This window comes from Methyloceanibacter sp. (assembly GCF_050726195.1).
Lineage (GTDB): Bacteria > Pseudomonadota > Alphaproteobacteria > Rhizobiales > Methyloligellaceae > Methyloceanibacter.
Genome location: NZ_JBOHJC010000020.1, coordinates 25,899 through 52,069, shown reverse-complemented (window position 1 = coordinate 52,069; position 26,171 = coordinate 25,899). Strand labels below are relative to the sequence as shown.

At 63.9% G+C, this 26,171-nt stretch carries 22 protein-coding genes; 11 read left to right on the top strand and 11 right to left on the bottom strand.

Annotation, left to right across the window (positions count from 1 at the left end):
- Positions 1-236: 236 nt before the first annotated feature.
- The 5 genes from ACRECX_RS13435 (at position 237) to ACRECX_RS13415 (ending at position 5,270) form a co-directional block, all read left to right on the top strand.
- Positions 237-1,832: a sensor histidine kinase gene (locus ACRECX_RS13435; protein WP_431559348.1), complete on the top strand. Its 1,596-nt coding sequence runs from the start codon at positions 237-239 to the stop codon at positions 1,830-1,832.
- A complete protein-coding gene (locus tag ACRECX_RS13430) occupies positions 1,829-2,509 on the top strand; it encodes a response regulator transcription factor (RefSeq protein WP_431559347.1) in 681 nt (226 codons plus the stop codon). Before ACRECX_RS13435 ends, ACRECX_RS13430 begins: the two co-directional genes overlap by 4 nt.
- A gap of 286 nt (positions 2,510-2,795) precedes the next feature.
- On the top strand, positions 2,796-3,764 hold the full coding sequence (locus ACRECX_RS13425) for an ABC transporter substrate-binding protein (protein ID WP_431559346.1): 969 nt from the start codon (positions 2,796-2,798) through the stop codon (positions 3,762-3,764).
- Positions 3,765-3,766: 2 nt separating this feature from the next.
- A complete protein-coding gene (locus ACRECX_RS13420) occupies positions 3,767-4,558 on the top strand; it encodes an ABC transporter permease (RefSeq protein ID WP_431559361.1) in 792 nt (263 codons plus the stop codon).
- Entirely contained in the window at positions 4,518-5,270 is a 753-nt protein-coding gene (locus ACRECX_RS13415) for an ABC transporter ATP-binding protein (RefSeq protein ID WP_431559345.1), read from the top strand. Before ACRECX_RS13420 ends, ACRECX_RS13415 begins: the two co-directional genes overlap by 41 nt.
- Positions 5,271-5,289: 19 nt before the next feature.
- Here the strand turns inward: ACRECX_RS13415 and ACRECX_RS13410 are convergent, their stop codons facing one another.
- The 3 genes from ACRECX_RS13410 to ACRECX_RS13400 all read right to left on the bottom strand — a co-directional run bounded on the left by ACRECX_RS13410 (position 5,290) and on the right by ACRECX_RS13400 (position 9,140).
- Positions 5,290-6,105: an ABC transporter permease gene (locus ACRECX_RS13410; RefSeq protein WP_431559344.1), complete on the bottom strand. Its 816-nt coding sequence runs from the start codon at positions 6,103-6,105 to the stop codon at positions 5,290-5,292.
- On the bottom strand, positions 6,102-6,884 hold the full coding sequence (locus ACRECX_RS13405) for an ABC transporter ATP-binding protein (RefSeq protein WP_431559343.1): 783 nt from the start codon (positions 6,882-6,884) through the stop codon (positions 6,102-6,104). The genes ACRECX_RS13410 and ACRECX_RS13405 overlap by 4 nt, the downstream gene beginning before the upstream one ends.
- Positions 6,885-7,640: 756 nt before the next feature.
- Positions 7,641-9,140, bottom strand: a complete 1,500-nt coding sequence (locus ACRECX_RS13400; protein WP_431559342.1) for a porin — start codon at positions 9,138-9,140, stop codon at positions 7,641-7,643.
- A 470-nt stretch (positions 9,141-9,610) separates the two neighbouring features.
- Between ACRECX_RS13400 and ACRECX_RS13395 the strand changes: the two genes are divergently transcribed.
- On the top strand, positions 9,611-9,997 hold the full coding sequence (locus tag ACRECX_RS13395) for a response regulator (protein WP_431559341.1): 387 nt from the start codon (positions 9,611-9,613) through the stop codon (positions 9,995-9,997).
- Positions 9,998-10,020: 23 nt separating this feature from the next.
- Here the strand turns inward: ACRECX_RS13395 and ACRECX_RS13390 are convergent, their stop codons facing one another.
- The gene (locus tag ACRECX_RS13390; RefSeq protein WP_431559340.1) at positions 10,021-10,230 is read right to left on the bottom strand and encodes a hypothetical protein; all 210 of its coding nucleotides are present in this window, start codon (positions 10,228-10,230) and stop codon (positions 10,021-10,023) included.
- Positions 10,231-10,671: 441 nt separating this feature from the next.
- Between ACRECX_RS13390 and hemA the strand changes: the two genes are divergently transcribed.
- Both hemA and ACRECX_RS13380 read left to right on the top strand, forming a co-directional pair.
- Positions 10,672-11,904: a 5-aminolevulinate synthase gene (hemA, locus tag ACRECX_RS13385; protein WP_431559339.1), complete on the top strand. Its 1,233-nt coding sequence runs from the start codon at positions 10,672-10,674 to the stop codon at positions 11,902-11,904.
- A gap of 146 nt (positions 11,905-12,050) precedes the next feature.
- On the top strand, positions 12,051-12,314 hold the full coding sequence (locus ACRECX_RS13380) for a hypothetical protein (RefSeq protein WP_431559338.1): 264 nt from the start codon (positions 12,051-12,053) through the stop codon (positions 12,312-12,314).
- 12 nt (positions 12,315-12,326) lie between these two features.
- Here ACRECX_RS13380 and ACRECX_RS13375 read toward each other — a convergent pair whose 3' ends face one another.
- The 5 genes from ACRECX_RS13375 to ACRECX_RS13355 all read right to left on the bottom strand — a co-directional run bounded on the left by ACRECX_RS13375 (position 12,327) and on the right by ACRECX_RS13355 (position 17,954).
- Positions 12,327-12,488, bottom strand: a complete 162-nt coding sequence (locus ACRECX_RS13375) for a hypothetical protein (RefSeq protein WP_431559337.1) — start codon at positions 12,486-12,488, stop codon at positions 12,327-12,329.
- 121 nt (positions 12,489-12,609) lie between these two features.
- Entirely contained in the window at positions 12,610-13,407 is a 798-nt protein-coding gene (locus ACRECX_RS13370) for a DUF4339 domain-containing protein (RefSeq protein ID WP_431559336.1), read from the bottom strand.
- Between the two features lie 79 nt (positions 13,408-13,486).
- Positions 13,487-15,154 carry a formylmethanofuran dehydrogenase subunit A gene (locus tag ACRECX_RS13365; RefSeq protein ID WP_431559335.1) on the bottom strand — a complete coding sequence of 556 codons (1,668 nt, stop codon included), beginning with the start codon at positions 15,152-15,154 and terminating at the stop codon, positions 13,487-13,489.
- A 14-nt stretch (positions 15,155-15,168) separates the two neighbouring features.
- On the bottom strand, positions 15,169-16,437 hold the full coding sequence (locus ACRECX_RS13360; RefSeq protein ID WP_431559334.1) for a formylmethanofuran dehydrogenase: 1,269 nt from the start codon (positions 16,435-16,437) through the stop codon (positions 15,169-15,171).
- Positions 16,438-16,529: 92 nt separating this feature from the next.
- Positions 16,530-17,954 (bottom strand): GMC oxidoreductase, encoded by a 1,425-nt coding sequence (locus ACRECX_RS13355; RefSeq protein ID WP_431559333.1) that lies wholly within the window; start codon positions 17,952-17,954, stop codon positions 16,530-16,532.
- Between the two features lie 197 nt (positions 17,955-18,151).
- On the opposite strand from ACRECX_RS13355, the gene ACRECX_RS13350 reads away from it, so the two are divergent.
- Together ACRECX_RS13350 and ACRECX_RS13345 are read left to right on the top strand one after the other, a co-directional pair.
- Complete coding sequence (locus tag ACRECX_RS13350) at positions 18,152-18,919, top strand: SDR family NAD(P)-dependent oxidoreductase (protein WP_431559332.1); 768 nt, start codon at positions 18,152-18,154, stop codon at positions 18,917-18,919.
- A 20-nt stretch (positions 18,920-18,939) separates the two neighbouring features.
- On the top strand, positions 18,940-20,787 hold the full coding sequence (locus ACRECX_RS13345; protein ID WP_431559331.1) for a glycoside hydrolase family 15 protein: 1,848 nt from the start codon (positions 18,940-18,942) through the stop codon (positions 20,785-20,787).
- A gap of 10 nt (positions 20,788-20,797) precedes the next feature.
- Here ACRECX_RS13345 and ACRECX_RS13340 read toward each other — a convergent pair whose 3' ends face one another.
- Both ACRECX_RS13340 and ACRECX_RS13335 read right to left on the bottom strand, forming a co-directional pair.
- Positions 20,798-22,753, bottom strand: a complete 1,956-nt coding sequence (locus ACRECX_RS13340) for an autotransporter domain-containing protein (RefSeq protein ID WP_431559330.1) — start codon at positions 22,751-22,753, stop codon at positions 20,798-20,800.
- A gap of 150 nt (positions 22,754-22,903) precedes the next feature.
- A complete protein-coding gene (locus tag ACRECX_RS13335) occupies positions 22,904-23,677 on the bottom strand; it encodes a helix-turn-helix transcriptional regulator (RefSeq protein ID WP_431559329.1) in 774 nt (257 codons plus the stop codon).
- A 157-nt stretch (positions 23,678-23,834) separates the two neighbouring features.
- Here ACRECX_RS13335 and ACRECX_RS13330 point away from each other — a divergent pair, with 157 nt between their 5' ends.
- A complete protein-coding gene (locus ACRECX_RS13330) occupies positions 23,835-26,165 on the top strand; it encodes a glycoside hydrolase family 15 protein (RefSeq protein WP_431559328.1) in 2,331 nt (776 codons plus the stop codon).
- Positions 26,166-26,171: the final 6 nt, after the last annotated feature.

Sequence of the window (26,171 nt, the reverse complement as noted above, 5' to 3'; positions counted from 1 at the left end):
ATAATAAGGAAAATTTGGCAATTCACATGCCAGGGCGCAAACGCCGTCCGTGGACCTATAGTTGGACCGCCGGTCGGGGAAGCAAGCGCCTTGGAAGCCGCGTGGCGGGCCCCAAAATACAGTATAGGTATGGCCCGCTTCCGGTGAAACCAACGGCATCCTAACCCACCAGCAAGCAAGGGAGGAACATCGGCTCCACGCTGCGAACGCGGCGATAAGGAGCTTACAGACGTCTGATGCGCTATCGCACCAAGCTCTTGATCGCCGCCGGACTGCTGCTCGCCATGTCGCTGTCGGCGGCCGGCCTCGCTTACTGGGGCGTTGCCGAGTCGCATCGCTATCTGACGCGCTCGCGCGTTGCCCACGAGCAACTCGAGCGGCAGCTGCAACTATCCCGCCACAGCCAGCAGCTCTTCAAAGCCTGGACCGACACGCTTCTGACCGGGATGACCGACCGCCCCTTGGGCGCGGCCTATCTGAACAAGGTCATCGAGTCGGACCTGTCGGCGCTTGAGGACCTCTCGAAAGAAGAACTCGCCATCGTCGAAGGCGACGAGCACCGTGCCGAGTCGGCGGAGATCGACCGTCTCGCGGCGATCCGCCGCGAGTACCAGCACACGCTCGATCAGCTGGCCGAAGTTGAGAAGCTGCGGAGCCGCGGCCGCCCCGACATCGCCTGGCAGAACCTGATCCAGTTGCTGAAAGGCGGGATCGACCAGAAGCTCAACGAGTTGATCGAGGTGGCCGTCGCCGACGAAACCGCCGAGGTGCTGAGGATCGACGCCGACGCGGCGCGTCTGTTGAGCCGGCTCGAACGCATCAGCCAGATTCACGCAGGCCTGGCCATTCTGGCGACCTTGGCGATTGTCGTCCTACTGGTTCGCGGCTTGCGCACTCCCCTCGCCGAGCTCCTACGCGGCACGCGGACGCTCGCCGAAGGCCACCTTTCCCACCGCATTGCCGTCTCCGGCCGCGACGAGTTTGCCGAGCTCGGGCGGAGCTTCAACAGCATGGCCACTGATCTCCAGGCCCACCAACAGGCTTTGCAAGACGCCCATGCGAACCTTGAGACGATCGTTGAGGAGCGTACGGAGGAACTCCGCCGCGCCAACGAATCCTTGCGCAAAATCGATGAGACGCGGCGCGGTTTCTTCGCCGATATCAGCCACGAGCTTCGCACGCCTCTCACCATCATCCGCGGCGAGGGTGAGATTGCGTTGCGCGGCAAGAACAAGCGGATCGCCGAATACAAGCACTCCATCGACCGCATCGTCGAGCAGGCGAAGCACCTTTCCGTGCTGGTCAACGACCTTCTGTTCATCGCCCGCCAAGGGGCCGGCGCCGCGCGCCTCAACCTGCAAACCATCGACTTGAGCGCGCTGGTGGAGAAGGTGTGCGGGGATGCCAAGGTCATCGCCCACGATAAGGCCATCGACATCGCGCTGGCCAACGGGTCGAGCCATGAGATGGTGCAAGGCGATCCCGCACGGCTCAGGCAGCTGTTTCTCGTTCTGCTTGATAACGCCGTCCGGTACTCCAGATCCAAGAGCGCGATCAAGGTCGAGGTGGGGAGATCCGATGGCGATGTTACGGTTCGGGTCTCCGATCGCGGCGTTGGCATTGCTCCGGAAGAACTCGACGGCGTCTTCGAGCGGTTCCGCCGCGGCGGCAACGCCTCGAACATGAATGAGGAAGGTCTTGGGCTTGGGCTACCGCTCGCCAAGGCGATCGTCGAAGCGCATAAGGGAAAGATAAAAATGGAGAGCCGCGTTGGCGAAGGAACCACAGTCACGGTCGCGCTACCGGCCGGAACACAGGGAGATGTAGCGTGAACGTGCTTTTGGTCGAGGACGAACCGCGCGTCGCCGACTTCATCGACCGCGGGCTTCGTGCGGAGAATCATGGGGTGACCGTCGCATCCAGTGGTGCCGAGGGGGTCGATCTCGCCAAGACGGGCGAGTTCGACGTCATCGTCCTCGATCTCATGCTCCCCGACATGCACGGCTACGACGTGTGCCAACGCCTGCGCCAGGAGGGGCATCACACGCCGATCCTCATGCTCACCGCCATGGACGCGTTGGAGGACAAGATCAAGGGCATCAAGATCGGCGCCGACGACTATCTCACCAAGCCGTTCGATTTCGACGAGTTGCTGGTGCGTATCGAGGCACTGGTGCGCCGCTCCCACCATTTCGCCCCGAGTTCCAATGTGCTCAAAGTCGCCGACCTGTCGCTCGACCGCGAGCTGCTCGAGGTGACGCGCGGCGGCGAGACCATCAAGCTCACCGCCAAAGAGCTTGCCATTCTCGAGCTTCTGATGAGCGCCCCCGGCCGCGTTTTCTCGCGCACGAGGATCCTCAACCAGGTCTGGGGCTATAGCGAGGACCCTTTGACCAACGTCGTCGACGTCTATATCGCCCGGCTCCGGCGCAAGATCGACACCCCCGGCCGAGAGCCCCTGATCGAAACGGTGCGGGGCCATGGCTACCGCCTGAAGGCAGCGGGATGATACGGTTGCGGTGCAGCGTATTTTTTCCCGGCCCGTCTGAAGATTACTGGCAGGCGGGGAATGGAACCTTGCTAAGTGCGGCGAGATCGGTAGATTATGCCCCGCCACTCTCGCCGACGACGCGCCAAATACCAATCGGGCCTTGCCAGAGGGCCACGGCCGCGCCTGCCCTCCCACGGCGACAGGAGCTTCGGGCGCGCGTTGCCTGGTTTGTCCCATCGAACGTTGACTGGAAGCCCATAACCAACGTGGAGGAACCCCGTTGCGGTTACGTTTGTTAGCGCTCTTGGTTTTTGTCCTGGCTTGTGTCCCCGGTGCCCATTCCGCGGAGACCGCAAGCAAGGTCAAGATCGGAGTTCTCAAGTTCGGCACGGTGAGCTGGGTTCTCGACACCATCGAGGCCAATGGTCTCGACAAGGCCGAGGGCATCGAGCTTAACGTCGTACCGCTTGCTAGCACACAGGCGACTACGGTTGGCCTGCAGGGCAATTCGGTCGATGTAATCGCGACGGACTGGCTGTGGGTGTCGCGAGAGCGCACCAATGGCGCCGACTTCACCTTCGTTCCGTTCACCACCGCGCTCGGCGCCATCATGGTGCCCCCGGATTCGCCCATCAAGACACTCTCCGACCTCAAGGGTAAGCGTCTGGGCGTCGCCGGCGGCCCGCTCGACAAGAGCTGGCTCCTGATCGTGGCCTATGCGCTGCGCACCGCCAATATCGACCTCCGCACCGACACGACGCCGGAGTACGGCGCCCCACCGCTGCTCAACGAGCGGGCCAGGCAAGGGCAGATCGATGCGGTACTCAACTTCTGGCCCTACGCGGCGCGGCTCGAGGCGGAAGGGTTCACGCAACTGATCGGCCTTGAGGAGGTCGTTCGCGAGCTTGGCGCCAGGGGCGAGGTGTCCATGGTTGGCTACACCTTCAATGAGCACTGGGCAGACAAGAATCTTGAGGCAATTCAAGGGTTTCTCCGCGCCTCCGCCAAGGCCAACGAGCTGCTTGCCACGTCCGACGCGGAGTGGGATAGGCTGAAGCCGCTGATGGCGGAGAATGATCCAGACTTCAATGAGGCCACGTTCGAGGCGCTGCGGCGACACTATCGCGAAGGCATCCCCGAACGCTCGGCCAGCCTGGACGAGGCCGATGCCAAAGTGTTGTTTCAGTTTCTTCGCGAGCTTGGCGGCAAGAAGCTTGTCGGGTCCGGTACCGAGCTCGCGTCCGGAACTTTTTGGCACGGTGGCGACCAGTGAGCATCACCTTCGCCGGATCGGAGACTGGACTGAGTCTGCGTCGTCTGCGCGGCCCGTGGGTCTCGATCGCCTCAGTGGCGGGCTTTCTCCTCGTGTGGTTCGTCGCCGCCGAGATCGCCCAGAGCCGGCTTCTGCCTGGACCGGTCGCGGTCTTGGAATTTATCTACGAGGAAACGGTCCACGGCGAGCTTCTGACCCAGCTCGGCATCACCTTGTGGCGGGTGGTCGCCTCGTTCGTCGTTGCCATGGTGATCGGCAGCGCCATCGGCCTCGCGATGGGTCAGATGCCGGCGCTCAACCGGGCGCTGGATCCCTGGCTGATCGTGCTCCTCAACCTGCCCGCCCTCGTCATCATCATTCTCGCTTATGTGTGGTTCGGGCTGAACGAAGCCGCCGCCATTGGCGCCGTCGCCCTCAACAAGATTCCCAATGTGGTCGTCACTTTGCGTGAGGGCGCGCGCGCTCTTGACCCCGGTCTTGATGAAATGGCGCGGGCCTACCGGCTAACCCCTTGGAGCAAGTTCCGGAACGTCATTCTGCCGCAACTCCAGCCCTATTTTGCCGCCGCCTCGCGCTCCGGAATTTCGCTGATCTGGAAGATCGTGCTCGTGGTCGAGTTGCTCGGTCGGCCGAACGGCGTCGGCTTCGAGCTTCATCTCAACTTTCAGCTCTTCAACGTGACCGCAATCCTCGGCTATACCCTCGCCTTCGTGGCGGTGATGCTGACGATCGAATACCTATTGGTGCAGCCCCTTGAACGATATTCAACACGCTGGCGTAACAAGCCGGTTTAAGATCCGCATTGAGGAGAAGACGTATGTCGGGGCTGACGGCACAGAGCTGACAGCCATCCGCGACTTCGTCCTCGACCTCAAGCCCGAGAGCATGACCGTGCTCATGGGGCCGTCCGGCTGCGGCAAGACCACGCTGCTCAGGGTCGTCGCCCATCTCGACGACCGCTTCATCGGCGAGGTGGAGGTTCCCACCAATACCAGTATCGGCTTCATGTTTCAGGAGCCGCGGCTGTTGCCGTGGCGTACGGTGCGCGAGAATATCGACCTCGTCGCGGCGCCCAGCTTCACCGAGGAGGAGCTCGACCGGCTGGCCCACTCCCTGGGCATCGCCGATATGCTGCCGCGCTACCCGCAAGAACTGTCGCTTGGCTTGGCACGCCGCGTAGCGCTGGCCCGCGCCTTCTCGACCAAGCCCGACCTTCTCCTCCTGGACGAGCCCTTCGTCTCCCTCGACGAGAAGACCGCCGACCGCCTGCGCCGCCTTCTGCTCGACGTGTGGTCGGCGCGGCCAACGACGGCGCTCCTCGTCACACACAATGCCCGTGAGGCGATCCAGCTGGCCGATCAATTGGTGTTGCTTGCGCCGCGCCCCACCCATGTCATCGCCGTGGAGACCATTGACATCCCGCAGGCCAAGCGGGACGCCAAAACGATCGACGCCATTCACAAGGACTTGCTGAAGCGCTATCCCGGCAATTTCTCGAGCCACTGAGCCGGCATCCCATGGCCCATCAGGCCGCCGGGGCGGCCACCACTTTGCGCTGCTGGATGCCGCGTGACGGGTCGTAGGCCCACACCGACAGCGCCAGGAACACCACCATGCAGCCCGCCACGATGGCGAGCGCCTCCCAGTTCATCTTGAGATAGAAGGCGTAGCGGATCAGCTCGACTGCCCAGGTGAACGGGTTGTAGAGGCAGATGTAATAGAGGGTGAGGCTGCCCTCCCGCATCTTCCACAGCGGATAGAGCGCCGAGGAGGCGAAGAACATCGGGAAGATCACAAAATTCATGATCCCGGCAAAATTCTCGAGCTGCTTGATGGTCGAGGAGAGCAGCATGCCGAGCGCCCCGAACATCATGCCGGTAAGGATCAGCGCCGGAAGCGCCACGAGGTAGCCCCAGGGCGGCAGCTCCACCCCAACAAAATAGGCGACGAGGAGGAAAGCGTAGACCTGGAACAGCGACACCAGCACGCCGGCGAACAGGCGCGATACGAGCAGGAACCAGCGCGGTAACGGCGTGGTGAGCAGCACCCGCATCGATCCCATTTCGCGGTCATACACCATGGACAGCGAGCTCTGCATGCCGTTGAACAGCTGAATCATGGCGAGCAGGCCCGGCGTGATGTACACGTCGTAGGTGATGTAGGTCTCGTAGGGCGGGATGATCGAAATGCCGAGCGCCGCCCGGAAGCCGGCGGCGAAGATGATCAGCCAGATCAGCGGCCGCACCAGCGCGGCAAAGAACCGCTCGCGCTGATTCAGGAATCGCAACAGCTCGCGCCAGACGATACCTTGGAAGGCCCTTGCATAGTGCATGAACGTCATGCCGCAACGTCCTCCTCGGCGTCGCCGCCGATGAGGAGCCTGAAGGCCCCGCCCAGATCCTTGGCACCCGTCTCCGCCACGACGTCCTTCGCCTCGCCGCGCGCCACCACCCGTCCTCGATCGATGACGATCAGGTCGTCGTCCGGCTCAACCTCGTCGAACAAATGGGTCGCCCACAACACGCCGATATTCTCGCTCCGCGCCAGACCGTGGATGTGCCGGACGATGGCCGTGCGTGTCGGCACGTCGAGGCCGATTGTAGGCTCGTCCAGCAAAAGCAGCTTAGGGCTGTGCAGCAAGGCGCGCGCGATCTCAACCCGACGCCGGTGACCGCCATTGAGTGACCGTACCTTCTCGGCGATGCGCTCCTCCATGTCGAGCGCCTTCAGCGCCCGGAGCATGCGCTCATCCGCCTCCTTGCGCTTCAAACCCCTGAGCGAGGCGAAGTAACGGAGGTTCTGCTTCACCGTGAGATCGAGATCCAAGGTCGGCTGCTGGAACACCACGCCGAGCGGCCCGAGCGCCTTGAACCCCCACTCGGCCGCGGAGCGCCCGTCGATCTCGATGCGGCCCGTGGGCGAATCGAACAGGCGCGTGATCAGAGAAAACAACGTGGTCTTGCCGGCCCCGTTCGGCCCGAGCAAGGCTGTCACTTTGCCCGGATAGACGTCGAAACTCACGTCGTCGAGCGCCCGCTTGGAGCCATACCAATAGGACACGTTCTTGACCGAGAGGACCGGAATCCGTGCGGATTCGTCTTTTGGCGCTTGTTTCTGCATGGCGGTTGGCGGCGCTTAAGGGACCAAAGCCCCTTCTCCTTGTCGAGTTTCCTCGTCCCAGAGATAACCCCGCCCCTGTCCTTTCACAACCCTCCGACATCCGGCTGTGCTGGGCAAGGTTTGCCAAGGGAACGCGGGAAGCATTGCCGTATCTCAGCCGCGAATCCCATCCCCTCCCCCCTTGTGGGGAGCGGGGAGACTTGGCGAACGCTCGACAGAACATGCGACATCCTTGCCGCGATGCGGGAAGCATCCGGGGTTTGCTCCTTTCTCCCCTCTTTGCAGAGGGGGATGGCGCGCCGAACGGCGCAGTCCGTAAATGGTGTCGTGTCCTCGGCAAGGACACGCGGGCGCCTTCCGGCGCGCCAATCGCGGCGTCTATGCGGCGCCGGGCCGCGCTTTCCGTTGCCGGCTATAGCCGGTCGGTCAGTCAGCTCCTGACAGGAACTCCTAATGGTCCCGGGCGGAGCCCCGGCGCCGCCCGAGTGCCTCGCAGCGAACGAGACCCGCAGGCGCCGCACCCGTCCCGCATCCATGAACGCCTCATGAGCGCGCCCCTTGAGTGGACGAGGTGCGCGCAGTGTAACGCGGGCCTTGGCGGAATGCTAGGAATATTTTCCGGGATGGTATCGAAGCGGGGATCCGGAACAGCAGAAGAAAATCCCTCCCCCTGAAAGGATTTCAATGCGGCCCTAAGACAAAAAAAGAAGCCGCCCCGAAGGGCGGCTTCCGTTTTGGTTAGTTCCGAGGTGTGGCTTAGAAGAAGATCACGCCACCGACCTGGAACAGATCGTAGTCCTCGAAGCCCTGACCCGTACGGACGTTATCCGTGGTGTTGACCAGATCGACATCGAGCTCCAGGTGCTGCCACCGTGCATAGAGGTGCATGGCGGCGGAGTCGATCTCCTGGACCACGCCGAGGCCATAGCGGGTAACCTCCGAGTCCGTGACGGCGATGAAGTCGCCGACATTGCCCGCGGCCAAGCAGACCGGGGCCACGCCAGTGAAGGCACCGGGAATGAAGACACCGCCACCGTTGAACGCACCGCCGACGGCGCAAACGTTGGTTCCGGCGATACCGCCGAACTGGTCCTTATACTCGGCATATTCGCCGAACAGCACGGTCGCACCGAGCGGGTTCCACGTCCGCTTGATACCACCCTTCAGGTACCAGACGTCGGTCTGATCGCCAGCACCGGCCAAGCCGTTGCCAAGGAACGCCGGGTTGAAGTTGGCATCTTCGTACTGATACAAGCCGTAGATGAACAAGCCCGACGGCACGTGCAAGGCCGACGCGCCAACCTGATGGAGGTCGGTGTCGTAGCCGAAGCCGGCCAGACCGCCGCCGCCGAAGATGTAGCGCTCGTCCGTGGTGTGCGTGTAGCCATAAGCGGCCGACACCTTGAAGTTGCCGAAGTCGTTCGCGTACTTCAGGGCGATATCGTAGATATCGTCCTCACCATACGAGGTCGACAGGCTGAAGCCGGCGAAGGTCGGCGAGTCGTAGCGGACGGCGTTGTAAGGCACGCCGTTGCAGTCCGCGCCGATACCAAGACCGGAGGTGTTGCAGAACAGGAACGTGCCCCACACCGCCGGCAGGATGCCGAGAGCGCTGCCCACGCCGCCGTTAGCCCGCAGGCCGAAAGCGCTGCCTTCGAACATCACCGCGTTGGACTCGATGATGGTGCCCGACAGGTCGGGAAGCAGAGCCACGTTATCCGTCGCCTGGCTCAACAGACCCCAGTTCAACGTGCCGTACTTGTCGCTCTTGACCCACATGTACGACAGCAAGGCGTTGAGGTTGGCGTTACCGGTAACGCTGGCGATCACTCCACCTTCCGTATCGTCGTTGATCTGGTTGGCCAAGAAGCCGTACGAGACGCCCGGCGCCTCGACGCTGATCGTATAACCGCCGGACCAGCCGGGTGCGATCGTCGCAGAGCCAGAGAGCTGGAAGTGGCTCGAAAGGGTCGTGCCCTTGTCGCCCACATACATGTTGCTCTCTTCGCCGTCGAACCACCAGTTGGCCGACTTGGTGACCCAACCGGAGATCGTTAGCGAAACCTTCTTGTTGCCCTTGCGGACGGTCGTCGCCTCAAGCTCGGCCACCCGCTCCTCGAGATCCGCGCAGCAGTCGCCACCGAGGTCCGCAGCCTTGGCCGGAGTGCTCATGGCGTACCCCCCGAGCGTCAGGCCAAATGCGGCTGCGATGGCGATGCGGCTGGATGTTTTTGTCAGTCCCCCAAACATGTCCATCTCCACCTTCCCTGATAAATTGCCTAATCCAAACTCTCGCTTCGAATTTGCCTCTCGGCCCTGCACCGGCGAAGTTCCGCGTAAGTTGGACAGAAATCCCCCGATAGAGAGTTCTAGTTCTGCTTATACGCGTTCCGTTGGGAAGGTAAATTGCTAACGAAGCGGGCGGGGTCGTTTTTGGCCTTCTTGTGACATTTCCGCCACGAATTTTGGGCCCGCCAAAGCTCCCTCTCCCGAACCAACATCGTGGCAGAAAGTGCTTCACTGTCAACTGCTTAACCGGGGTCTTCCTCAATCCTCCAAGGCGCCCCCGGACCACAGAGAAACGGGGCGGAATGGGAGCCTTTGCCCCCGGACTGCCCAATTGGTGTCCATCGTCGGCGCATTAATAATGCATGTTCCGATTCTGTCTTTTGCCTTAACCATCTAGGGTTTCCGAGGGAGGCGATTCGCCTCTGGAGCAACAGAGCATGAAGGATTCCGGGCAGAGCCCGAAACTCGAAGGTCTCCGGGTCCTGGTCGTCGAGGATGAGGCGCTGATCGCGCTTCAACTCGAGGACATGCTGACGGAGCTCGGCTGCGCCGTGGTCGGCCCGGCGAGCCGCGTGGCACAGGCGCTTCAGCTCCTCGATGGCGAGAAGGTCGACGCCGCCGTGCTCGACCTCAATATCGCGGGCGAGCTCGTCTACCCCGTCGCCGACGCGCTTGCGCACCGCGGGCTGCCCTATATTTTCGCAACGGGCTATGGGGTTGAAGGGCTCACCGAGCGCTATCGCGACCGCCCGGTACTGGAGAAGCCATTCCCCCGGCGCGACCTGCGCAAGGCCATGCTCGATAGTCTTCAGCGTGCAGGATGAGCCGACTGGATCGTCACCGCGCCCTAGGCGAGGCCGCCTAAGGGGAGTGCCAGTAGCGGCGGCCGGTTGAGACGAAGCTCATTCAGGCTCAGCGTCCGAGCGTCGGCCGTCGCCCGCGACAGGGCAAGGCTCGCTCCGGCGAAGGACAGCACCAGCATGGCGGCACAGCCGGCGCCGAGCAGGAAGTTCGCCGCCGAGCTTCGGGCAGACTCGTAAGCGTGGTTCGAAAACATGGACGCCTTATCCCCGTTCTTGAGCCGACGCGTTGCGGCCTTCAGGTGCCACAACTAGCAAACAGATCTTTTGTTTCCGTAAAGCTTGGGACCGCCAATTACGACTGGTCCGGGGCAAGCAACCTCTTGGTTAGTTTGGGGTTTACTTAAGGACGGCGCGGCCTATTTATGTGGCGAGCCGGCGGCCCGTCTACTGAGCCGGGTCAAAGCTCGGATGCCCGGAAAAGGGCTATGCGACAATAGAGCTGCCCCGGTTTTGCGCACCAAACCTTGTGACGGCGCCCCTATTCGGCTACGTAACTAGGTGAAAGTCTGGCCGGGTCTCGACTTAAAGCAGGCGATACAAAGACTTGCGATTTCCCGGCCGCCAAACGATCTGTCTGGTGTGCCAATAGCTGGGTGCCGTTGGCAAAACGCCAATGGTCTAGGGAACGAAGACAGATGGATTACGAAAGTCGCTTCCGGCAGCATCTGGACTCGCTGCACACCGAAGGCCGTTACCGGGTGTTCGCCGACCTGAAACGCCGCTGCGGCGCCTATCCAGGGGCCGACCATTTCTCGGCCGAAGGCACGCGCGACGTCACGGTGTGGTGCTCCAACGATTACCTTGGCATGAGCCAGCACCCCAAGGTGCGCGCGGCTATGCATGAGGCGATCGACGCCGTGGGCGCGGGCTCCGGCGGCACCCGCAACATCGCCGGTACGACCCACTACCATGTCGAGCTCGAGGCCGAGCTCGCCGACCTGCACGGCAAGGAAGCGGCGCTGCTCTTCACATCCGCCTACATCGCCAACGAGGCGACCTTGTCGACCCTAGTGCGCCTGATGCCGGGCATGGTGATCTTCTCCGACGCGAAGAACCACGCCTCGATGATCGAAGGCATCCGCCACGGCGGCGGACCGAAGCACATCTTCCGCAACAACGACCTCGGCCATCTCGAGGACCTGCTCAAGACAGTGCCGCTGGAGACGCCCAAGATCATTGCCTTCGAGAGCGTCTACTCGATGGACGGCTACATCGCGCCGGTCGGGGCGATGTGCGACCTCGCGGCGAAGTACAACGCCCTCACCTATCTCGACGAGGTGCACGCCGTCGGCCTTTATGGCCCGCGCGGCGGCGGCATCGCCGAGCGCGACGGCGTCATGGACCGGGTTGACATCATCAACGGCACGCTTGCCAAGGGCTTCGGCGTCATGGGCGGTTATATCGCCGCGAGCCGAGCCTGCTGCGACGCCATCCGCTCCTATGCGCCGGGCTTTATCTTCACGACCTCGCTCGCGCCAGCCCTCGCCGCCGGCGCGCTCGCCTCGATCCGACATCTGAAGGCGAGCGAACTGGAACGCGCGCGGCTGAGAGAGCGGGTCCGCAAGCTGAAGGGACTGATGGCCGAGGCCAAGCTGCCGGTGATGGACAATCCGAGCCATATCGTGCCGGTGATGGTGGGCGACCCTGTCCACTGCAAGGCGGTGACCGACACCCTCCTTGCGCGCTACGGCATCTACGTACAGCCCATCAACTATCCGACCGTGCCGCGCGGCACCGAGCGCATGCGCTTCACCCCATCGCCGGTACACACCGACGCGCAGATGGCTCACCTCATCACCGCGCTCGAAGAACTGTGGGCGGCCTGCCCCGTCGCCAACGGCAAGTACGTGCGCCTCGCCGCCGAGTAGAGACTACCAGCTGACCCGCATGCCGGCCTTGCCGCCGACGCCGTTGACGTCGTCGCTGAAGGTGACATCGACCAATCAAGTCTGCGGCTCTTTGTTCTGGAGTGCGCGCCGCCCGATGGGCGATACTGGCGCGGGAGGAGGCGACGATGTCAGCCCCAAGCCTTTGCCGCTGGGCCATTTTCGGGCTGTGCCTCGCCGGCCTCGCGGCAGCGCCAGCGGCGGCGCGGGATGCCGATCTCTGCCTCATCGCGGCAGAGCGCGCCAGCGCGGGAGAGACGCTCAGCGAGGAGGAGAAGAAGACGGCGCACGAGGCCTGCCTGCGCGCGCTGTCGGACACGGCCAGCATCACCCAGAAATATCAGTTCCAGGAAGCCGACTTCGAGATCATGGGCACGCGGCCGAAAAACTAGGGGACGGCGCCCCTATCGCCGCACCAGCCAGGTGGCCAGGACTACGAGCGTCAGGACGGCGAGCAGGCAGAGCAGGACGATCACGCCGATGGCGCCCAGAATCCCCTTCAACGTTCCCCAGAACCCGAACGTGGCCACCATGGCGGCAAGCAGCAGAATGACGAGAATTGGCATATCCTGTTCCCTCTTCCGATCGCGCCGCGCCTCGTACGGACGACAGTGAAGGCGCGCCAGCATACCGAATTTTCTTAAGCGCCGCCTATCATGGATCGCCGCGCGAGCGTGCGACAAGCGCCTATCGTTTGCCGAACAGCAGTATGCGGAATTCAGCCTGACCGATGGCGCGCTCGATTTCCTTGAAGGCGAAAAACGGAATCAGAGCGACACAGAAGATCAGCCAAAGCGAGAGTGCGCCGAGGAAGGACCCGCCGCCAACGGACGGGAAGCTTGCGAACAATCCTCTGCCGGCGATCAACCCAAGCAGCATCTCCTCAACGAAATAGGCGGCGAACAGCAGCGTGGTGAAGGCAACAGATTTGTAGACGATGGGATAGATCAGCGGCTTCCCCTTCAGTTCTTCCGCAAAGTGCCAATGCTCGGCGAGCAGCATGACCTTGCCCAGCACGATGGCGTTGATCGCAGCCAGCCCGTAGAACCTGAAGCTGATGTGGTTCTCGGCCAAGACGATCCACTCGTGGATCAGGAGCACAATCAAGACGATCCACAGATAGACGAAGATCGCGGCAAATTTCTTGATCTCGTCGAGCACTCTGTCTTTGAGCGTCGGTTGGCTCTTCGGCTTCTCGCCCCCAGTGGTGAATGCCTGAACCAGTGCGTCGACGACGTCACCAGTCGGCTGCGGCGGCATGGCCGCATCGGCCTTAGGGGATGGCGCGAGGTCGAAGACGGTGTGAGCCGGTTTCCACGAGTCGAGCCCCTCGGTCCACAGCAGATCGTCTTCGCGAAAGTTTCCGCCCTCGGCGAGCAGCGAGAGCTCCCGGTCCGTCAGCGGCCCGTACTGCTTGTCGCCGCGCGCCAGATACCAGCTCGGCTCATGGCTCTCAGCGCCGTTCGCGGCCACATGCTTCTGCATTGGAATCCCCCACTCCCGGTGCAACGTCCGTCAACCGAATCAGTTCCTCGGAAAGGAGGTCGAGATTAAGGCGAGCAGCTCACACCGCGCGGCGCGCCGCCGTCGGCTGCACGACGATGGCGCCTTTATCGCCCTTGACGATCTCATCGTCGGCGAGTTTGAAGTTCTCCATGCGCACGGTGTGGTAGCGGTCGAAATAGTCTTTGAGGGGCTTCTCGATGGCGCGGTCGTAATCGGGACGCGCCACATGAGTGGCGCCCTGCACCACCTTCACCACTTTGCCGCTTTTGACCACGAGCTCGCCGCCCTTGAACACCATCTCCGGCGTTGCGAACATCGCCTCGCGATTCTTGTCGTCCTTGTAGACGGTGATGTCGGCGGCGGCGCCAACGCCTAAGTGCCCGCGGTCCTTGAGGCCAAGGCTCCTTGCCGGCCCGGCGCGGGTCATGATGGCGATGTCGTCCAAAGTGTACTCGCGCGCGATGGTCGGGAGGATGCTGGCGCCTTGCGCGTCGGCGTTGATCTTCTGGAACGCGTCGTCGCGGAAGCTCTTGTCCATGAGCAGCCGGATCAAATGCGGATAGGTGTAAAACGGCGCGCCATTGGGGTGATCGGTAGTGAGGAACATCCGCCACGGATCGTCGACCAGGAGAAACGTCTCGAGCCCGATCGCCCATTGCAGCGCGTTGACGAAGCTCTTGTCGCGGTAGCGCATGGGCACGACGCCGCAGCCTGCGTCGCATTCGATGTCCATCACCACGGGCTTTTTCGGGTGCGCGCTCTTGGCGATAGCGTATTGGCGCATCGAGTCGCCCGACGCCGTGCAGGTCTGGCCGAACATCACCTGGCCGACGTCGATGGAGATGTTCGGGCTCTTGTTGACGAGCTCGGCGAGCCGCGCCGCGCCCGAGGAGAATTTGCGGTCCCCTTCCGTGCCGTAGCTCAGGAATTGGGTGTGCGTCATGTGGATGCGCAGGCCCTCGGCCGCGCGGATCGTGTCGAGCGTCGATTCGATATTGCCGGGCACGCCAAGATTGCAGCCGTGGATGTGGAGCGGATGCGTGACGCCGAGCTCTTGCAATGCGCGCGCAAGATTCAAAATGATCTGCCGCGGCGTGACGCCGTAATATTCGTGCTCCTCGTCGAGATCGAGCTTGCGCTGGTTGAACTTGAAGGCGCTGATGCCGCCCGGGTTCACTACCTTGACGGCGATCGCCTGGGCCGCGTGCATGGTCCAGGCGACGTAATCCTTGATCGCCTCGAAATCCTTCTTCCCGGAGAGCTGGCGCAGGAAATAGTCGTCCGAGCCGAGCATGGCGAACGCGCCTTTGTCGACCATCGGCGTGTCGCCCATCTCCATATGCGCCTGGCGCGCGTTGGCGGGTAGCATGGCCGGCTCGAAGCAGGCGGTGTAGCCCATCTCGGCGTAACGGTAGCCGGTAATGAGTGTCGAGGGCACGGCATGACCCGTGCCGGCCCGGGTCAAATCGGTGCGGGCGACCTTGTCCTTCAAATGGTCCTCCGGCAGCAGCATGCGGGCGATGGTCATCTTGCCGCCGCCGATATGGGTGTGGGGGTCTATGGCCCCCGCCATCACGACCTTGCCCTTCACGTCATAGGTCTTGTCTGGCTTGGCGTCGGGCTTAGGCGCGACGATTTTGCCGTCCTCCACGTAGATGTCGCGCACCGCGCCTGACACCTTGTTCTCGGGATCGTAGACTTTGCCGCCGGTGAGCTTGATCAGCATCGCGTTCCCTTAACTCAGAGCGCCGCTTCGATCGCCGTGAGCATTTCGGCCGCAGGCGGCAGCTCCGCCCGGCCAAGATCTTTCAGCGGCAAGGACACGACGCTGTCGACCCGGATCAAGCGCCCCGCATGATCAACCCCGGGAGTGCCGATGGGGATGAACACTTGGGTCGATTTGGGCAGCTTGATCCCTGGCGTGCCGAGCACGATGACCGGGAGCTTGGTGACCGGCGGCACGAGATCCGGCGAATAGGACGCGATCCACACCAGAAGATCGCCCTCGCCATCGGCCAGCATGCGCGCAATCGCATAGCGATAGGGATCAAAGTCCGGCGCACCGGACGCATAGCTGACCCGCATGGGGTAGCCGCTCTGCCAGGTCGCCACCGAGGCGGCCGTGACCGCGCCCTCCGCACCGCCAAGCGCCAGTCCGGCGAAGCGCTGGGTTGGCGCAAGATCCTTGACGAGCCCGGCGAGCTGATCGACGGTGAGCTCTGCCTGCGGAAAGTCGAGCGCCGGCGGCGCCCACACCACGACGCCGTATTTGGCCGCCTTGCACCGTTCCGCCAGCGCATCGATGTCGGCGAGCTTCACACCATCGATGTCGAGTGTCGGCTTCAGCGTGAAGCCGCGGAGCCGCGCCCGGAGTGCGCCGACGACCTCGCCGGCCCTCTCTGGCTTGCACGGCAAAGTGACGACCTCGCCGGCGCCGGCAGCCCTCGCCGCCTTGTCGAGTCCCTTGCCGATGACCACGATGGTGCGCTTCGGCGCCGTCACACCGAACATCGACTCGGCAGGCGCGGCGATCCGCTCGAAGAAGCGCTGATGCAGCGCCGCCACGTCGCTGCCGGCGATGATGAGAAGATCGGCGCGGTTGCGCGTCTCCGTCAGGGTCGACATGGTCCAGCCAACCGACTGAAGCACCTTGAAATTGCGGTATTGCGCCTCGCTCAAGGCGTGGTCGATGACCCCGCCCGAGCGCTCGGCCAGCGCCATCACCGCGCGCATGCCCTCGACGTCGGTGGCGAGCCCGCCATAGAGCGGCAGGGCCGCCTCGCCGATCAGCTTCGCCGCTTCGGCGATCGCCTCAGCCTGCGTCACGTTCTTGCCGCGCACCAACGGGCTCGAAGGCGGCAGCTTGCGCTCGAAGCCGGCGATGGCACGGCCGCACCCCGCCTTGCGCACCTTGAGGCCCTTGTCCGTGCGCTCGACCGCGAGGTCGTCGCAAATCATGCCGCAAAACGGGCACGCGACATTCTCGAACAGTTCCGGCGACGCAGCCATGGCGGGAATCCTAGAAGACGGCGGCAAGTAAGCACGGTCGAGCCGCCAACACAACTCGCAGCAGCGACGCAGGAGGCCGAGTTGGTCGCTGATCAGGCGCCGGCGAGGTGATCGCCGAGGCGAAGTCCCCAGGCGTAGATGGTGAGCGACGGGTTGACGCGGCTTGCGCGCGGCAAGGGGCTGCCGTCGCCCACATAGAGCCGCTCCATGCCATGCACCTTGCCGTGAGGGTCGACCACCGAGGTCTTAGGGTCTGTCCCGGTCACCAGGCTGCCCAGCGCGTGCGCCGTGCCGGCCATCCCCATATATTTGTCGACGCCGAGGAGGCCTGCAGCGAGCAGGCGCTCGATCCACGCGTCGATCAGCGCGTGGTGCTCCTTCACCGCGTGCGGGATGCGGTCGAGGCTGTAATCCATGATCGGCTTGCCGCCGGGCCCGCCCGAGATGATGCGGTTCTGCGGACTCGAGGAGTCCTCCGTGGTCGCCCAGAAGCCGATCGCCCGCGTGCCGAGGAACTTGTCAATGAAGCCCGGCGTCAACGGCGGCGCCTGCACGGCAAGCAGCTCGGGGTCGATCCACCCCAGGCACTGCATCGAGGAGTGCGGAAACTTGTCGTTGTAGAGCACCGCCGTCTTGCGCAGCACGTCGTGGTCCTTGAACGGCGAGAAGCCGAGCACCGCAGAGTTTATGTGCATCTTGAAATTGGCGCCCACCAGATCGCCGCAGGGAAGCGCGAGCCCGCTTGCATGCAGATGATCCTGGAGAATGCGGGGGCTCGTCATGGCGCCGGCGGCGAGCACCGTCGTCTCCGCCTCGTAGGTCGAGCCGTCGGCGCATGTGACGCCGACGATGGTGCGCGGATCGCCGGGCGCTGAGACAAGCTCCGAGACGGGATCGCCGGCGAGCAAGGTGAAGTTTGGCCTGTCCCTGATGTGGTCGATGAGGTTGCGCTCGGAATCCGACTTCAAACCGGAGGGCGAGGCGAAGCCGTCGAAGTGCTTCGCTTCCTCGGGGTGATTGATGATGTCGTGTGAGAGGCCGAGCGGCAGGGGATGCAGCTGCCAGCCGGGATCCGCCGTGATGATCTTGTCGAGCAGCGCCTGGAGCTCTGGCTCGTTCTTGAATGCCGTGATCTTCAGGAGATCTGTCGCCTCGTCGTAATAGGGCTTCAGCTCGTCATAGCCGAACGGCCACCCGAGCAGCCCGTAGTCTTGCTCAGCCTCGAACTCGACGGGCCGGAAGCGGAATAGCGCCGCGCCGTACCACTTGGTCTTGCCCCCCACATTGTAGAATTCGCCGGGAACGAACTGGTCTCCCTTGCCGTCGAGCCAAACCACGTGGTTCTTGAACACGCCGTCGACGAACACTTGGCGCACGTCCAAAGTGGAGGCATCGCGCGGCAGGAACGCCCCCTTCTCGATCAGGAGCACGCGCTTGCCGGCATTGGCCAGCTTGTAGGCGACGCTGCCGCCGCCCGCGCCGCTCCCTATAATGATTACGTCATATTGCGCGGTCATGGCTGGCTCCCTGTATGTGGCTATCAGGGCGTCACGCCCGAGATCGGGCCCGACCGGGAAAATTAGGATGATAGCAAGGTTGCCGATGCTATCGCCGATGTCTAGGCTTGTCCGTCGGCAATTGTGTTCGAGGTGAGTCGAAACGCGCGCAAGCGTTAGTGGAATATGAACATCGTCCACGCGATGGAGGACCGCACATGTCTTTGAAGAACAAGGTCGCGATCGTCACCGGCGGCAATACGGGAATTGGTCAGGCGATCGTTCTTGAGCTGGCACGGCAAGGCGCCAACATCGTCATCGATTATGTGGCGCACCCGGACGCGACGGCAGCGCTGGAGCGCCAAGTCGCGAGTCTCGGCGATCAGTGCATCGGCGTGGACGCGGACGTGAGCCAGCTCGCCGACCTCCAGAATCTCGTTGACGCCGCGGTCGCCAAGTTTGGCCGGCTCGATATCATGGTCAACAACGCCGGCATCGAAACGCGCACCTCGGTCCTCGACACTACGGAGGACCAGTACGACAGTGTTCTGAGGATCAATCTCAAGAGCGCGTTCTTCGCCACCCAGCTCGCCGCCCAGCAGATGATCAAGCAGGGCGGCGGCGGGCGTGTCATCAACATCACCTCGGTGCATGAGGACTGGCCGATGCCCGGCAACACCGCATACTGCCTGTCCAAAGGCGGCATGCGGATGCTGACCCGCACCGCCGGCGTTGAGCTCGCGCCGCACAATATCCTGGTGGTGGGCGTCGGCCCTGGCGCCGTGGAGACGCCGATCAACGTCAGCACCATGGACGATCCAACCAAACTCAAGAAGCTTGACACCGCCATCCCGCTCGGGCGCATGGCAAAGCCCGAGGAGATCGCCAGCGTCGTCGGCTTCCTTGCCGGCGACGGCGCCAGCTACCTCACAGCGACGACTATCATGGCCGACGGTGGTCTCATGCAGAGCAGCCCCGGTCTCTAACCGCAGCACGGCACGAGGCCATGGCCCTCCCCATCGAAGACTATGCGTTGATTGGCGACTGCCTTACCGCGGCGCTGGTCGGTCGCGACGGCTCGATCGACTGGCTCTGCGCGCCGCGCTTCGATTCACCCGCCTGCTTCGCCGCCATTCTTGGCACACCGGACAATGGCCGCTGGCTGATCGCGCCGGCCGATCCCAATGCGCGCATCACCCGCCGCTACCTTCCCGATACGCTGATCCTCGAGACGCGCTTCGAGACCAAGACCGGAATCGCCACCTTGACGGATTTCATGTTCCCCCAAGAGTCGCGCCCACATCTCATGCGCCTCGTCGCCGGGGTCAGCGGCGCGGTCGATTTCGCCACCGAGTTCGTTGTGCGGTTCGGGTACGGCGAGGAAGTCCCGTGGGTCACCACGATGGCGGACCGGCGCCTGCGCGCGGTGGCCGGACCGAACAAGCTCATATTGCAGTCGGCCATCGAACTGCGTGGCGAGAACCTCAGGACCAAGGGCGAGTTCACCGTGAATCAGGGCGAGACCGTGCCGTTCGCCCTCACCTATGCGGAATCGTTTTTGCCCGACCCGCCGCCCATCGATCCGCAGAAGCTGCTCAAGGAGACCGAGCAGTTTTGGCACGACTGGTCGTCCAAATGCATCGTGAGCGGTCGTTACGAGGACGCGGTGCGGCGCTCGCTGATCACACTGAAAGCGATGACCTTCGCGCCCACCGGCGGCGTGGTCGCCGCTACCACCACGTCGCTGCCCGAGCAATTTGGCGGCCCGCGCAATTGGGACTATCGCTATTGCTGGCTGCGCGACGCGACCTTGACCCTGCTCGCGCTGATGAACACCGGCTACTACGACGAGGCGCACGCCTGGCGCGAGTGGCTGCTCCGCGCGGTCGCCGGCAGCCCCAATCAGATGCAGATCATGTACGGCATCGCCGGCGAGCGGCGCCTCTACGAGGTCGAGCTGCCGTGGCTGCCCGGCTACGAGAAATCGGCGCCGGTGCGCATCGGCAACGGCGCCCACCAGCAAACGCAAATCGACGTTTATGGCGAGCTTGCCGATGCGCTGCACCAGGCGCGCAAAGGCGGTATCGCGCCGGAAAAATCCGGTTGGGAGCTGCAGCTCGAGATCCTGCATCATCTCGAAGGTCAGTGGCAAAAGCCGGATGAAGGCATCTGGGAGGTGCGCAGCGGACCGCAGCACTTCACCTACTCCAAGGTCATGGCCTGGGTGGCGTTCGACCGCTCGATCAAGAGCGCCGAACGCTTCAAGCTCAGTGGCCCGGTCGAGCGCTGGCACGACATCCGCAAGACCATTCACGCGGAGGTTTGCCAGAAGGGCTACGACAAGGGGCTGAACAGTTTCGTGCGCGCCTACGGCACCAAGGAAGTCGACGCGAGCCTCTTGCTGCTTTGCCCCGTCGGCTTCCTGCCGGCCGACGATCCGCGCATCGCCGGCACCGTGGCGCAGGTGGAGAAGACCTTGATGAAGGACGGCCTGGTGCAGCGCTACGACACGGCGAAGAGCAATGACGGGCTCCCGCCGGGCGAAGGCATGTTCCTCGCCTGCAGCTTCTGGTTGGTCGACGCCTATGTGGCGATGGGGCGCCACGACGACGCCGTGAAGCTGTTCGAGCGCCTGCTCAACTTGCGCAACGATCTCGGCCTGCTCAGCGAGGAATACGACACGAACGCTAAGCGGCTATGCGGCAACTTCCCGCAAGCCTTCTCGCATCTCGCCCTCGTCAACAGCGCCTGCAATCTCGGCCGCGACGGCCGGCCTGTGGAGCAGCGCACCGACTGCGAGCCTGGCTCAGACGCCAAGGCGCCTGGCAAGCAGGCCGCCGCGCCGACGGCTTGACTGAGCAGACTCAGAACGGCCAGGCGAAGCCGCCGAGGATCTGGACGTTCTGCTGGTCGCTGCCAGCGCCCGCCCACGTGACGGCGAGCCCCAGCGCGGCACCGTCCTGGAATTGCACCTCGAGGCCTCCGTTGAGCGACACGCCGAACTCGTCGTCCTCGAAGTCCTGCCCTGTGAGCCCGATCAGCGGGTCGAACAGGCCGAGATTGGAGAAGCCGTTGACGCCGAAGCTCGGCACGATCGTGACCCGGTTCCCGTTCGGCCCTTCCGCGATAAAGCTCCGCGCCAAATTTGCGCCCGCCGTCAGTGCGGTTTGCGTGGAGCTCGACCCGGTGACCCTTGTGCCATCGGAGGCGGTAAAGGCATCGCGGTCGATGTCGACGAACGAGACGCCGAGATTGGGGGCGAGCGTCCAGCCGTGCACCGCAAAGCCGCGTGACAGGACGAGCTGGCCCGCAAACGAGTCCGCGTCGGTCTTGCCCGTCGCCGTGATGCCCGGCTGAACGAAGCGCCCGTCGACGTCGACAACACTATAGGCGAGCATGCCGGCGAGCGAGAAGCTGTTCGGCAGCAGGACCTGGGTGAAGGCGGCGCCCGACCACGCCTCGGCGTCGGTGGAACCGCCTGCGCCCGAGACGTCGGTGTCGCCATAGCGGGCGGCGAGGCCGACATTGACGCTCGGGCTGATGAGGTAGCTGGCGCCGCCCGAGACCACGGCCGTCTCGCCGCTCTGCCCAAGCCCGCGCCGGTCGTTGTCATTGAATACGACGCCGCCGTTCACCCAGGCATTGAAGCGCTTGTCGCCGAGAAGGCCAGCGAAGCTGCCCCCTTGCGCCCGCGCCGTGGCGAGGCTGTAGCTGCCGCTGAGACTCTTCGAGCCAGGCGAGTCGTTGCCGAGCAGCGCGGGCTCAGCCGGGGCCAGCAGGACCGGCTGGAAGCCGGTGGCGGAAAACGCCGATGCGACCGCGAAGCTGCCGTCGGTGCCGCCCGGCGCGGAGGCCTGGTTCGAGGCCCCCTGCGCCCGGTCGCACGCGGCCTTTTGGGCCTGGAAGGCATTAAAGGCCTGGACGAACTCCTTGTTGGCTTCCGCCTGATTGCTGGCAGCGCCCTTCCGCTTGTTCTGTACCTTGACGAGCTCAAACTTGGCCCTCTCCAGGCGTTGAATTTTCGGGGAGTCCGCTGTTATGCCTAGCCGTGCCTCGGCCACCGCTTCCGCCAGACTTGCCCTAGCTTCGTTCAGCTCGGCGTTGGTCTCGTTCAGCGCCCGTTCCGCTCGCACGAGCTTGACGCGGGCGGCTTCCAGCGCGGCGAGCAGCGCTTCCAGAGCCGCGGGGTCGCATTCAATTCCTTGGAACCCCGGATTGTTGAAGCCGATCGCATTGAGCGGGCTGACAAAGGGAATGCCGAAATCGCGGAACAAATCGCCGTCGATGCCGCCCGGCACGATCTGTTGCACCACCGCGTCGACCTGGCCGGCGGCCTGATTGGCGTTCAGCTGAGCGTCATCGCCGTCGTCATCATTGTCATTGTCATTATTGTTGTTGTCGTCGTCAGGCGCGTTCTTGCAGTTGAAACTGATCTTGACCGTCCCGCCGCTGGTCGAGATGTCGAGGTCCACCCGCGTGCTCGCGTTCTTATCGACGACCACCTTGAAGGTCTTCTTCTTGGCGTTGGCGCCACCGACATTGTCGACCGTCGCTTCGAAATCGAGAAATTTTACGCTCACAAACGAGTTGGGCGGCGCGACGATGGTGACCGTGATCGTGTCGCCCGCCTCGAACTTGAACACCTTGCCGTTGCCGATTTGTCCGCTGACGGACGCCGTCGTGCTGTCGCTTTGGCCATCGAGCGCGTTGCAGCCGGGCGAGGCTTGCGCCGCTCCGGCCATGACCACGGTCAGCACAGCCGCCGACGCGACGCCAATCAGAAGCCGCCGGAAGCGCGGCACAAAACAGTCCGATCCCATCACTACCCCCCGACTCGTCCCCGCTCCCGGCGCGGGCGTTGTTTATGGGGGAGACGTTGCCGCCCTGGCATGAAGGCGGGTACTACCCGTTGGGGTGGGACGAAGCATAAAGCGGCCCGCTGTGGCTCGAATGCCACAAGTCGCCGTGGATCAGACCTCGCCGGCAGGGCCGCCGCCCGGACCATTGTTCCCGGGCACGCGCGGCGAGCGGAATAGCGCCACCGCCTGAACCCGGGTGCGTGCCCCGAGCTTGGCGAGCACGTTCTTGAAGTGGTAGCGCACAGTGTTCTCGGAGATGCCGAGGATCGCGGCGATGTCGCAATTGGTCTTGCCTTGCGCCGCCCAGCCGAGACATTCCGCCTCGCGATTGGTGAGCGGCCCGACTCCCTCCAGCAAACCGGCCATGTCTTCTGGAATGGTCGGTCCCGTCGCCTCCAAGGCCTCGAAGAAATGGATCGCCTTCAGGTGAATTTCATCGCGCGTAGCGAGAAAGCGCTGCGCCGCCGTCTCGCCGCGGCCGGTCATGTATACCGTGACGCCCTTGATGAAGCGCAGCGAGCTCATAGGCACGAGCCAGGCATGGTTGACGCCGAACAGGCGCAACAGCCGCCGCTGCCAACGGGCTGAGGCGTTGTCCGCCTGACTCTCGAGCAGCGCCACGTAGTCGTAAGGTCTGAGGCTGCGGCCGGCCTCCGCGAGCGCTGGGCAGATCGCCGCGACGCCATCGGTCATGTAGTCGCGGACGATGCCTAGATCGTAGCTCGCCACGGCCCAGTTACCCTCGCGCACGGGGCTTAGAACGGTGTCCGGATCGATGCAGAAGGCGTCGAACGCGGCATAGCCGAGGTCGGAAATGTCGTCGAGGAAGGCGCGGACGAGCGATTCTTGACTCTCGGCGGGCGCGTCGCCCCAACGCATGTCCATGCCATGCCCCGTCGCCTCTTCGGCGCCCAGTCCGCCCGCGCATCCCTGTGCGTAACATCTCTCGCGGCGGCGGCTGCGGCAACCCTCGATCTTGCTAAGGATTACCGCTTAGAGCACGATCCGCGCGGCGATAACTCCGAGCGGAACGGCGACATCCATGCAAGCACCCTGCGGCCCTTGTACCCCCACCTGGGCCCCCGCCCGCAAAGATTTGGTCGGCGCAAGTCTCGGCTCCTCCAGGCTGTGGTTCACCATCGCTCAAGGCATCGTCACCGAGGTCTACTACCCGCGCATCGACATTCCCCAGATCAAGGACCTCGGCTTTATCATCGCCGACGACAAAGGCTTCTGGGTCGAGCTGCGCCGCCTCAACGCCTACACCATCACCTTGCCGAAGCCCGGCGTGCCCGCGGCCGAGATCATCCACCGCCATCCCCGCTTCACCTTCACGCTCGAGGTTTGCGCCTCGCAAAGCCGCGACACCCTCCTGATGCGCTATTCGCTCGAAGGCGATGCGAGCCTCAAGCCTTATGCCCTGCTCGCCGCCCGCCTCGGCGACGACGCGCGCAACAACGTCGCGTCGTCGGCGACACATGACGGTCGCCACGTATTGTGGGCCGAGCAAGGACCATTTGCCATCGCGCTGTCCGCCGTCGACCAGACCGGCACTGACGGCTTCGGCCGCCGCTCGGTAGGCTGCCTCGAAGTGAGCGATGGCTGGCAGGACTTCAACAAGAACGGCCGCATGACCTGGGAGTACGACAGCGCCGGCCCCGGCGCCGTAACCCTGATGGGCGAGCTCACGCGGCGCGGGACGCTCGCGCTCGGGCTCGCCGGCACCAAGGAAGCCGCCTCGACGCTCTCGGTTTCGGTGCTCATGGACGATTTCGACGAGGAGTGGACGAACTATTGCCGCGACTGGGAGGAATGGCTCGGCACCTGCCGCCGCGCCACCTTCGGCGGCAAGATCGACGAACGCCTGGCGCTTTCCGCCGCCATGCTGAAGGTCCACCAGGACCGTACCTATCGCGGCGCCACGGTGGCGAGCCTATCCGTGCCGTGGGGCGACACCAGCACGAGCCGCGGCGGCTATCATCTCGTGTGGCCGCGCGACCTGGTGGAGACGGCGGGCGCGTTGGTCGCCGTCGAGTGCTACCGCGACGCCCGTGACGTGTTGCGCTACCTCATCGCCACCCAGCAGGAGGACGGGCATTGGTTCCAGAACCAGTGGCTCGGCGGCCGCGCCTTTTGGCAGGGAGTCCAGCTCGACGAGGCCGCCTTCCCCATTCTGCTCGTCTCGCTGCTGCACGAGCGCGACGCACTCGACGGCATCCCGGTCACCGACATGATCAAGCGCGCCGTGGGCTTCGTTTGCCGCCACGGCCCGAGCACCAACCAGGACCGTTGGGAGGAAAACTCCGGTCTCAACTCCTTCACACTTGCTGTCGCCATCGCCTCGCTGGTGGAGGGCAGCGTCTTCCTCGACGGTGCGGCCAAGGAACATGCGCTGCGTGTCGCCGACTACTGGAACGCGCAGATCGAGGCGTGGTCATTCGTGCGTGGGACGTCTCTCGCCGGGCAAGCCGGCGTGAACGGCTATTTCGTCCGCACCGTGCCGCCCGACTTTCTGACTGGCACGCGCGACCTCAACGAAATCGTGCCCATCAAGAATCTCCCCTACGATCCTCGGTTGCCGGCGAGCGATCAGGTTTCGACCGACTGCCTTCAGCTCGTGCGCTACGGCCTGCGCGCGGCAAACGATCCCTCCATCGCCGAGACCGTTAAAGTCATCGACCACCTGCTCGAGACCGACACGCCGTCAGGGCCGGTGTGGCACCGCTATAACCACGACGGTTATGGCGAGCATGACGACGGCACCGGCTTCAATGGCACTGGCCGCGGCCGCGGCTGGCCGCTGCTGACCGGCGAGCGCGGGCATTACGCGCTCTCTGCCGGCGAGGACATCACACCCTATCTCGAGGCCATGATGGCCATGTCGAGTCCCTTAGGGCTGATACCCGAGCAGATTTGGGACTCAAGCCCGATCCCCGCCTGTGGTCTCGTGCCCGGCAAGCCGAGCGGCTCGGCCATGCCGCTGGTGTGGGCCCATGCAGAGTTTTGCAAGCTCTGCCACAGCCTCGCGCAAGGGCGCCCGGTGGACCGGCCCGCGGCAACCTGGGCACGCTATCGCGGCGTCCGCCCCATGCTCGACTACGACATTTGGGGCCCGACCTATCAGCCGCGCAACGTCGCCGCCGGGCATACGCTCTACGTCGCGTTGACGGCGCCCGCGACGATCCATTTCGGCACCAATGGCTGGAAGGACATCCAAGACATCGACACGGCGGACACGGGGCTTGGCGTGCATGTCGCCAAGCTGCCGACCGAGGCCTTAAAGGCGGGCGACAGCATTCAGTTCACATTCCTGTGGCGCGATGCCGGCGCCTGGGAAGGCCAAAACTACGAGGTCGTGATCGCCGCGCCGTGATCCGCC